Origin of the sequence: Nostocoides australiense Ben110 (assembly GCF_001050535.1) — a bacterium.
Classification (GTDB): domain Bacteria; phylum Actinomycetota; class Actinomycetes; order Actinomycetales; family Dermatophilaceae; genus Nostocoides_A; species Nostocoides_A australiense.
Genome location: NZ_HG764815.1, coordinates 3994222 through 4002855, shown reverse-complemented (window position 1 = coordinate 4002855; position 8634 = coordinate 3994222). Strand labels below are relative to the sequence as shown.

The 8634-nt window shown below is 66.4% G+C and carries 13 protein-coding genes and 2 tRNA genes; 8 read left to right on the top strand and 7 right to left on the bottom strand.

The window, feature by feature from the left end:
* Positions 1 to 167 precede the first annotated feature (167 nt).
* The 4 genes from BN11_RS24860 to BN11_RS19770 all read right to left on the bottom strand — a co-directional run bounded on the left by BN11_RS24860 (position 168) and on the right by BN11_RS19770 (position 1739).
* Complete coding sequence (locus BN11_RS24860; protein ID WP_407668009.1) at positions 168 to 362, bottom strand: hypothetical protein; 195 nt, start codon at positions 360 to 362, stop codon at positions 168 to 170.
* A gap of 69 nt (positions 363 to 431) precedes the next feature.
* Positions 432 to 608: a hypothetical protein gene (locus BN11_RS24855; RefSeq protein WP_201329323.1), complete on the bottom strand. Its 177-nt coding sequence runs from the start codon at positions 606 to 608 to the stop codon at positions 432 to 434.
* Between the two features lie 76 nt (positions 609 to 684).
* On the bottom strand, positions 685 to 1563 hold the full coding sequence (locus tag BN11_RS19775; RefSeq protein WP_201329322.1) for a uroporphyrinogen decarboxylase/cobalamine-independent methonine synthase family protein: 879 nt from the start codon (positions 1561 to 1563) through the stop codon (positions 685 to 687).
* Positions 1564 to 1665: 102 nt separating this feature from the next.
* Positions 1666 to 1739, bottom strand: a tRNA-Ile gene (locus BN11_RS19770).
* Positions 1740 to 1932: 193 nt separating this feature from the next.
* Here BN11_RS19770 and BN11_RS19765 point away from each other — a divergent pair.
* From BN11_RS19765 to BN11_RS19750, 4 genes are all read left to right on the top strand, one after another.
* Positions 1933 to 2436 (top strand): LysM peptidoglycan-binding domain-containing protein, encoded by a 504-nt coding sequence (locus BN11_RS19765; protein ID WP_048700107.1) that lies wholly within the window; start codon positions 1933 to 1935, stop codon positions 2434 to 2436.
* 184 nt (positions 2437 to 2620) lie between these two features.
* Positions 2621 to 2693, top strand: a tRNA-Asn gene (locus BN11_RS19760).
* Between the two features lie 319 nt (positions 2694 to 3012).
* Positions 3013 to 3294 (top strand): type II toxin-antitoxin system RelE/ParE family toxin, encoded by a 282-nt coding sequence (locus BN11_RS19755; RefSeq protein ID WP_048700105.1) that lies wholly within the window; start codon positions 3013 to 3015, stop codon positions 3292 to 3294.
* A gap of 14 nt (positions 3295 to 3308) precedes the next feature.
* Complete coding sequence (locus tag BN11_RS19750) at positions 3309 to 3602, top strand: HigA family addiction module antitoxin (RefSeq protein ID WP_048700103.1); 294 nt, start codon at positions 3309 to 3311, stop codon at positions 3600 to 3602.
* Positions 3603 to 3793: 191 nt separating this feature from the next.
* Here BN11_RS19750 and BN11_RS24850 read toward each other — a convergent pair whose 3' ends face one another.
* Complete coding sequence (locus tag BN11_RS24850) at positions 3794 to 4213, bottom strand: hypothetical protein (protein ID WP_201329321.1); 420 nt, start codon at positions 4211 to 4213, stop codon at positions 3794 to 3796.
* 287 nt (positions 4214 to 4500) lie between these two features.
* Positions 4501 to 5277, bottom strand: a complete 777-nt coding sequence (locus tag BN11_RS19740) for a helix-turn-helix domain-containing protein (protein ID WP_048700100.1) — start codon at positions 5275 to 5277, stop codon at positions 4501 to 4503.
* 77 nt (positions 5278 to 5354) lie between these two features.
* On the opposite strand from BN11_RS19740, the gene BN11_RS19735 reads away from it, so the two are divergent.
* Together BN11_RS19735 and BN11_RS19730 are read left to right on the top strand one after the other, a co-directional pair.
* Complete coding sequence (locus BN11_RS19735; RefSeq protein WP_048702054.1) at positions 5355 to 5876, top strand: VOC family protein; 522 nt, start codon at positions 5355 to 5357, stop codon at positions 5874 to 5876.
* Between the two features lie 142 nt (positions 5877 to 6018).
* Entirely contained in the window at positions 6019 to 6483 is a 465-nt protein-coding gene (locus BN11_RS19730) for a VOC family protein (RefSeq protein ID WP_048700097.1), read from the top strand.
* A 46-nt stretch (positions 6484 to 6529) separates the two neighbouring features.
* On the opposite strand, the gene BN11_RS19725 is transcribed toward BN11_RS19730, so the two are convergent.
* Complete coding sequence (locus tag BN11_RS19725) at positions 6530 to 7177, bottom strand: TetR/AcrR family transcriptional regulator (RefSeq protein ID WP_162213296.1); 648 nt, start codon at positions 7175 to 7177, stop codon at positions 6530 to 6532.
* Between the two features lie 225 nt (positions 7178 to 7402).
* On the opposite strand from BN11_RS19725, the gene BN11_RS19720 reads away from it, so the two are divergent.
* A complete protein-coding gene (locus BN11_RS19720) occupies positions 7403 to 8080 on the top strand; it encodes an excinuclease ABC subunit UvrA (RefSeq protein WP_048700093.1) in 678 nt (225 codons plus the stop codon).
* Positions 8081 to 8124: 44 nt separating this feature from the next.
* On the top strand, positions 8125 to 8406 hold the full coding sequence (locus BN11_RS19715) for a transposase (RefSeq protein WP_162213214.1): 282 nt from the start codon (positions 8125 to 8127) through the stop codon (positions 8404 to 8406).
* Positions 8407 to 8634: the final 228 nt, after the last annotated feature.

The following is an 8634-nucleotide window of genomic DNA, read 5'->3' as shown; positions in this document are numbered from 1 at the left end:
CAGGACATCGTCGAGAAGACCACCACCGCGGTGTCGACAACGTCCGATGCCACGGTCCCGTGAATCTCGACCATCACAGTTGTGCAGGTGGCGCCCCCGAGGGCCCCGAGCCGTTCAAGCGCGCGAGGTAGGCGTTGTACTCCTCGAGCTCGGCGTCGGCGCCGCCGTCACGGTCGATCTGCCGGTCCCGCGCCCGGGACCGCTGGGTGTCGTTGCGCTGCCACCTGCTGGCGATCAGCAGGAGCATCAGCAGTCCCGGCGCCTCCCCGTAGGACGGTCGGCCGGGACATCCGGCCGTCCGCCGCGAAGAGCCGGGCCACGAGATCCCAGTCGGCCGCATCATTGCCGTTGGCGTAGCGCATGACCAGGGCGGCACAGTCGTGTTCCATGGCGCGCCGCTCGGCGTCCACCCCGGGAGGGGCCCGAGGCGCTCACAGCCGTGCTCCCGCGAGGTCCGCGCCCGCTCGCAATGCGTGCAGCTTCTTCAGCGTCACCCCGGGGTCGAGCTTGCCGTAGCCCGCGAAGGTCCCGAAACCGCAGTCCGTCGAGGCGATCACGCGCTCTGCCCCGACGATCGAGGCGAACCGCTCGATCCGCTGGGCGATCAACTCGGGGTGCTCGATGTAGTTGGTGCACGTGTCGATGAGCCCCGGCGCGAGAACCTTCTCGTCGGGGATCGCCGCGTCACGCCATACGACCCACTCGTGCTCGTGGCGCGGGTTCGCCGACTCGAAGAGGATCGTCGCGGGGCGCGCCTTGAGGATCAGGCCGATGATCCGCTCCAGCGGTATGTCGCGATCGTGCGGCCCCTCGTAGTTGCCCCAGCACACGTGCATCCGCATCTTCTCCGGCGGGATATTGCTGGTGGCCGCGTTGAGGGCCTCGAATTCGCCTCCGCGACGGCGAGGAACTCCTCGTCGCTGAGATCCTGGAAGCCGTATGCCGCGCCATCACCAGGTCGGGACAGTCCAGTTGGAGGGTGAGGCCCTCAGCGACGATCGTCTCGTACTCGTGCCGCATCGCCTCGGCGAGGTCGGCGACATACGCCTCGTGTGAGAGGTAGTACTGGTTGACCTGAAACGCCGAGATCACGCCCGGTGAGGCAGTGTTCATGAAGCCGTCGGTCGGTGTCCGGCCGGCCTTGGCCAGTGCCGCCTTGAACCGGGTGATGTCCTCCCACATCGGCTCGTCGTCGACGAGTTCGACCTTGCCCACGCAGGAGGCTCCGATGAACTCCTGGTTGCCCATGATCGCGGACAGCTTCTTGGCGAGCCCGGGATGAGCGGCCAGGTCGGCCGCGGGCTCGCGGTCCACGTGGCCACCGAAGCCCGACAGCCGTTCTGTCATGTAGGTGGAGTAGCCGACCTTGCCCATCTCGCCGTCGCTGACGATGTCGACGCCGCACTCGACCTGCTTGGCGTCGGCGTCGTCGGTCGCGGCCGGGACCAGCCGGTCGAACTCGGCCGCGTCATACGGCTGGCCGTTGTCTCGGGCGATGAGCAGCGGAGTGAGTTCCTCGCCACGGGGCATGGAGCCGACCAGAGTGGTGCTGATGTGAGTCATGACCGCCTCTCGCCCGGAGCCAGTGCCGGGTGCCGGGTGCCGGGTGCCGGGTGCCGGCCAGCCTATTGCGCAGCCGAGAGGAGCGGGCGACCCGGCGCAGGGTGGGGCGTCAGGGGCTTGAACCCTGGACCGACGGATTATGAGTCCGCTGCTCTGACCGACTGAGCTAACGCCCCGGCGCCGGTGCGACATGTGCGTCCGGTGACGCGATCCTATCCAGCCGCCCAACCCTCCCTCGAAATCCGTCAGGCGCTAGCCCTAGCCGGGGTACCGTCCTACGGTAAGTTGCTCCAACCACGGAGCCACTCCCGGCTCCGCTACCGGGCGCCCCGACCAGGGGCGCACATACGGAAGGAACACCCCCCGGTCATGGGTTTTCTGGACAACCTGAAGGACGGCCTCGGCTTCGACTCCGACGAGGAGAAGGCGCAGAAGGCAGCCGAGAAGGCCGCCGAAGAGGCGAAGGACCGCGCGGAGGACGCCGCGAAGCAGGCCAAGGAGGCCGCTGACGCGCAGGCGAAGGCCGACGAGGCCGCCCGAAAGAGCAACCCCGTTCCGGCGCCCAGTTCGACCCCGGCACCGGTCCCCGCCCCCGACTACACCAAGTCGGTGCCGGCCCCCGAGGCCGACGCCGCTCCGGCTCCGCCCAAGGCCACCCCCGCTCCCCGCGAGGACAAGCCGAACGAGAACAAGCCCGAGCGCGACCGGAACAAGGACGACGACTACCGCGTTTACACCGTCAAGCCCGGTGACACTCTGTCCGAGATCGGCGCGAAGTTCGGCGTCTCGTACATAAAGATCGCCAAGCTGAACCACATCGAGAACCCTGACCTGATCTACCCGGGTCAGAAGTTCAAGATTCCTAACGACTGACCGCTTGGTCCCCGTCCTACGGGTCTGCCGACCACAGACTGGCACCCGGGGCGGAGGAGAGGTCGGTGGGCGAGCGGGGTGGAAGGGGGCCTTCCACCCCGCTCGTGACGTCCCGGCAAGGAGTTTCGGATTGCCCTCGACTTTTTGCTATGGTTTCCCAGCGCCGCGAGGCGTGGCCGTACGATCCCCTGTAGCTCAACTGGCAGAGCATTCGGCTGTTAACCGAAGGGTTGTTGGTTCGAGTCCAACCGGGGGAGCAGTCCCGAAGGGCCCCTGAACTGCGGAAACGCCAGTTCGGGGGCCTTTCTGGTTGAGGTTGCAGCGACTATGCATCGTTCACCGTTCCTGTGCCGCAGGTCCGGGCGGCCGCCGTGACGAGTGCGGGGCGGGTTCGGAGGGTCTGGCGGGGAGCGACAATGGAGTAAACGTTCGAGTACCCGCCCCTTGAAGCCGTCACGTGGCGCCCCCATGCCGGCAGCCCGCATGGACCTCGGCTTGTGCATAACGTTCTCGGCCCGGCCGCACGCTGCCTGCCACGGCTGGACGGAGCATAACGCGTCGCGTTATGCTCGATGGGTGATCAGGTCGTTCGGAGACGCACCCACCGAGCGGCTCTGGGCACGACAACGCACTAAGAGGCTCGACCCCCGGATCGAGCGAACCGCACTACGCAAGCTGGTCATGCTGGATGCCGCCGAAGTCCTGGACGACCTCAAGGTCCCGCCCGGAAACCGGCTCGAAGCGCTCAAGGGCGGCCGAGCGGGACAACACAGCATCCGGATCAACCAGCAGTGGCGGATCTGCTTCGTCTGGACCCCAGCCGGCCCCGAAGACGTCGAGATCGTCGACTACCACTAGAAGGAGGCACACACATGGCAACCATTGCGCCCATCCACCCCGGGGAGGTGCTCCTCGAGGAGTTCCTCGTCCCTTTGGAGGTCACCCAGCACCGGCTGGCTGTCTCCATCGGGGTCCCCCCACGACGGATCAACGAGATCGTCCACGGCAAGCGCCGGATTACGGCCGACACCGCGCTGCGGCTGGCCCGCTTCTTCGCGACCACCGACCGGTTCTGGCTCAACCTCCAGACCCGCTACGACCTCGAGATCGAAAAGGACCACCTCGGCGGCGCTCTGGAAAACATCCAGCCCCTACAGAGCGCCTGACACGCACGCATCGCGGCATGAGCGGTAAGCCCACGGCCTTCGCACGCAGGGCTTGAGACTCGTGCTTCCTACTTGAAGTTTGCTCCGACAACCTGCCATGGCTGGCCGGATGCGCACGGCCCGGACGGCCATGTGACGCCTCCCGTCCGCGACGCGTTCGCGCACCCCAGACGGTCGCGCACCCCAGACGTTCACCCTCGGCGCCTCTGCGCCTCTCTCATCGGATGGCGTCGCCCGAACCTCGTCCTGAGGTGCCCGACCGACGCCACGGCATCCAACGCCGCCCTCGTGCGCGCGAGCTCGGCCTCAGCGTGCTCCGCACGCGCACGCAGCACCTCGATCTCACGATCACGGCGGTCACGGCCCTTGCCCGCCTTGGGCCCGAGCGCCGACACGGCGCCGGCCGCAGCGGCCTTACGCCACTCGGTGATGTGGGAGGAGTACAGATGCTCGCGGCGCAAGATCGTGCCCCGCTCACCGAGCTCGGCCGCGTCGTACTCGGCCACGATCTGGGCCTTGTACTCAGCGGTGAAGGTGCGCCGCTTAGGTCGATCGGCTCGTGGGCTCACCGCCCCATCATCGAGGGCGGCATCAGCCAGAGTCATCGTCATCAGGTGTCTCACTCCTCACCCCGTGCAGAGGGATCGAACTCAGTAGCGGTGTCTCACCTAAGCCTGACGCACAGGGCAGCCCGCACGGGCGATCACTCGACGGACGTCCGGTACGGTCAGTCGGCCTGACTTGGCGGCTCACCTGGCGACCAGGTCGCGACGATGTCGCGCTCAGAGTCCTCCGGATTCGGTTCCCTCGACAGATCGGCACGCGACGCCTCAATGCAGTCGGCTCTCGGACGCGCTGGACGTGTCACGAGTCGCGGTGGACACACCCCCGGCGCGCTTCACGACGACTCGGCGCGGTAGTCCCTGGGAGTGAAGCCAAGCACGCTCCGGAAGTCGCCGGTCAGGTGGGCATGGTCGGTGTAGCCGAGATCAGCAGCGATCGCCGCAAGGGAAACGTCGGGTCGCTCGCGCACTTGGCGAGCAGCGTCCTGCAGTCGGCGACGGCGGATGATCGCGGCCGGAGGCAGACCGATGTACCGGTGTGTCATCCGTTGCAGCGTGCGCAGCGACACCGCAAGCCGCACGGCCGCCTCGGTAGGAGTGTTCGCGCCGCCCTCCCCGATCAAAATGTCCAGCATCGCGTTCGCGCGCCGGGCGTTGGAAGGGACATCGCACGTGCGGGCACTGAGCCAGCGTGCGAAACAGTCGACGGCCCTCTCATGCCGCTCCCTTGCACCATCCATCGCCGCGACAACCTGCGCGTGAAGAGCGGGAGCGTCAACGGGTTGCTCGCTATCGACAAGCGAAGTGGGATCCAGGGTCAATGTCCGTACGACAGCGGGCCGCAGAACCGCACCCACTGCCCAGCCGCTTCCGCGCAGCATCTTTTCGGTCGTCCGCGTCGTTGCACCCACGAGCGATACGCCTTGGGGCTCGACGACGAGGTTCAGCGCGGGGTAGCCGACGACGGTCTGACGTGAAACGACGCCCGGTTCGAGGTCCCACTCCGGAATCCAGAACCACTGAACCAACTCCTGCACCGATTGAGGGGGTGCGACTCGGTGGAATGCCGGCAGTCGCGACGGAAACAGCACCCCCCGCGCCCGGTCGACCATGGCTCAAAGGTAGACGACCGGGCACGGTGGCGCGCATCTCCAAGCGGTCGGCGCAGTCACGCCCCTACGGTGGCCGAATGACAGAGAACGAGACGCCTCGCCGGGGAGTCACCGGCACATTCACAACCGAAGGTCGCCCCCACGGAATGACCTCACTGACCCCTTTCCTGGCGCTGACCGACGCAGCTGGCGCAATCGAGTTCTACCGCGACGTCTTCGGCGCACGCGTCATCGACGTCACCGAGATGAACGGTCAATTGGTTCACGCCGACCTCGACTTCGAACTCGGCCAACTCCAGCTGGGCGTTCCCAGCCCGAACTACCGGCTTGTGCCACCTCCGGAAGACGACACGGCCTGCTACTCCCTCGGACTCTATGTCCCTGACGTCGACGCCGTCGTCGCGCGCGCGGTCGCCGCCGGAGCAACCATCCGCGAAGAGCTCTCCACCTTCGTGTCGGGCGACCGCTACGCAAGCATCCGCGACCCATACGGTGTGCGCTGGTCGGTCATGAGCCGTGTCGAGGACCTATCGGAAGAGGAGAGCTCCCGCAGGGTTGCAGAGTGGGCCGCTTCGTACTCCTCCGCGCGCCAAGAGTGACAAGCGGACAACAGGCTCAGATGCTGCTCGAGATCACTCGGAAGGTCAGGCTGCATCGAGAACCCCGTACCCGAGCGGGCAACCGTGCTGGCGGCATGCCCTCGCCACGGACGAGATCCACGTGACTACTCAAACGGCACTTGTGAGCGACGAACCCGACTTCAAGGTGGGGCTGCGCGTCGACAACGTCCCTGAGGCGGCAGACTTCTACGCAGGCCTGGGCTTCGAGCGGGTTGCCGAGATACCTGGCCCCGACGGCAGAACGGTCATGGCCATCATGCGTCGAGGATGCCTGCAGCTGCTCGTCGACGCCCTCGTGGGTATGCCGTTCCCGGACAGCACGCGGGAACGCATGACCGTGGCGGGCCCGCGTGGACTGGGGATGGTGATCGGGATCACCGTCGACGACGTCGACGCTGCGGTCGACTATGTCGTGGGTGTCGGATGCGAGCTGTCGGCGGCGGCTCAGGACTCGACGTGGGGGGAGCGGTACGCCGAGTGCATCGACCCCTACGGCTACGCCTGGAAATTCTCCTGTCCGACACCGGGCGCCGTCGGTGATGGCCTTGATGCCACCCGCGAGCAATGGTTCGCCACCAACAGGTGACCCCGCCACGAAGCCACCACGGAACCCAGTCATCCAGGCGACGACGTCACAGACCTGGCCCCGGCCGGCTGCCAAGGCCCGCGATCAGCAGCTCAACGCCGGCGACCAGGCTTGCGTGGGGGTCACCGGCGGACGCGATCGAGTTGCCCACCCTGGTCGAGATGGGCAGTTGCAGACCTTCCATCACGGCCGCGAGGACCGGCTGGGACAATGCCCACCAGCGGTCATCGGACAGCTGTGACGCTGCTCGGACACGGTCGAGGCCAAGCTGCCACCGAGCAGCGCCGGTGGCCATGTTCACGACGGTCGAGACGACGTGGTCCATGGCCTCGTCGGAAAGCCCGATGCCGTCCAGCGGCGTCAGCTCCGCCTCGTACTTCAGGCAGACCCCGGGGCCGAGGATGGGTCTGCCCGGTGGAACCTCGACACTCCAGCCGTGCGCGAGGGCGTGGGAGTAGTTGCGTTCGGCGATGTGGCGAAGCGCCCCCTGCCATCCGTCCTGATCACCGGGCCGAGCGCCGACCTCGTACGTGGTGCCCGCGACCGCGTCCAGCATCAGCTCGAGGAGCTCCGACTTTCCCGGCACGTACCCGTAGAGCGTCATGGCGCCGACGCCGACGCGCTCGGCAACCGCACGCATCGTCAACGCCTCCAAGCCGTGCTCATCGGCGAGGGCGACGGCGGCCTCGGTCACCGTCGTCGCGGTGGCGCCCGTGCGTCCAACCTTCGTCGACGGCGCCCACATGAGCTGCAGTAGCGAGAGCTGGTCGGGACTTCTCCTGGTTGACCTTGGCACTCAGGAATCATCCTCCTCGCCGACGGTAACGTACCGTATGTTGTACGGTACATCGAACGAAGGTGATGACGTGGTACCGAATAGGGAAACACCGTCATCGTCGTCGAGCACGACCCAGCAATCATGGCGATCGCCGACGAGATCATCGAGATCGGTCCCGGCGCGGGCCGCGACCGCGGGAACCTCATCTACCAAGGGTCGTATGCCCGTCTGGTCGGAGCTGACACGCCGACAGGCTTGGCGCTGACCCAGACGATGTCGACCGAACGGATCCCGCGCCGACCCGGCGGCTGGCTCAGCATCCACGGCGCCAACACCCACAACGTCAAGGACGTCAGCGTCGACATCCCACTCGGAGTGCTCACCGCAGTCAGCGGAGTTGCCGGCTCCGGCAAATCGAGCCTCATCCACGGCCACCTCCCCACGGTGGCGCCTGACGTGACCCTTGTCGACCAAGGCCCCATCCTCGGGTCACGCCGCTCCACGCCGGCATCCTGGACCGGCATGCTCGATGAGATCAGGCGCGTCTTCGCCAAACGCACCCGGCAGCCGGCTGGTCTCTTCTCGCCCAACTCCGACGGCGGTTGCCGCGCCTGCGAAGGTACTGGGATCACCTTCATCGACCTGGGCTTCGCCGACCCCGTCACCACGCCCTGCGAAACCTGCCAAGGCCGACGCTTTCGCCCTGGAGCACTCCGGCACACCGTCGACGGACTCACCATCGCCGACGTCTTCGAACTCTCCGTCGACCAAGCCCTTGACGTGCCTGATTCCTTTCGGAGTTGGATCCCAATAGAGTAGGATTCCTTGGAAGGGAGAATCGATTCAGAATGAGTAGCGGTAGGGTGAGTTTTTCGCCGGAGTTCCGCGAGCAGATGGTGGAACTGTTCTTGAGTTACCAGGGGCAGAAGAACCTGTCACAGGTCGCGCGGGAGAATGGTATCGGCGCGGAGACATTGCGGAACTGGGTGAAGAAGTACCAGGAAGCGAACCCGGTCGAGGACAAGCCCTTGACAATCTCGGAACGGGCGCGGCTTGAACAACTCGAGCGCGAGAATCAGGAACTGCGTCTGGAGCGGGAGTTCCTGGGAAAAGCCACCGCCTTCTTCGCGAAGAAGTATCGGTAGCCGACCGGTACGCACACATTCTCGCGGAGAAGGCGACCACGAATTCGGATGGTTCCGGCCGATACACGGTGGGCGCTATGTGTACCTGGCTGGGCGTGTCGGAATCAGGGTTCTATGACTGGGTGAAACGGCCGGCGTCGGCAACCGCGAAACGCCGCCGGAAGCTGGGCCGGCTGATCCGAGCCATCTTCGTCCGCCATCACGGCCGGTACGGGTACCGACGCGTCC